At 62.6% G+C, this 420-nt stretch carries 1 pseudogene; it reads right to left on the reverse strand.

What is annotated here, in order from left to right:
• Positions 1–406: pseudogene (locus tag AC1D0P_RS30440) on the reverse strand (hypothetical protein); the annotation flags it as partial.
• Positions 407–420 lie beyond the last annotated feature (14 nt).

Below are 420 nucleotides of genomic sequence, written 5' to 3' on the forward strand. Positions count from 1 at the left end.
GTGGATGACTGGCGATATAGTTCGAAAGCCACAGATTGGTGTCCGCGGCAGGACCGGGATAGTGCACGACAAAACTGCAGGGCACGCCTGACGGCCCCGGCTTGACGATGGGATCATCGACCGGAAAAGGCCTGACATAGAAAACCTGCTGACGGACTTCCGCCTCGCCGACCTCGCCGAGCAGCCCGGGACCGACCAGAGCCTGCAGCGGCCCTCCTGCAGTGACCGCAGCCTCCAGAACCGGCAATTCGGCGAAATACAATTGCAGCGACAGCGGCGGCGGCGGACCATCATCGATGAATCTGTCGCGGGTGGTTTCCGGCGTAAAAATCAACGCCCGCTCAAGGCCGGGGACAGAAGCGAGCAGCGTCCTGAGGTGGGGCAACGCGCTGTCTGCCAGGTGCATCAACTGGCCTGGAC

Source organism: Polaromonas sp. P1_G2, assembly GCF_056405515.1.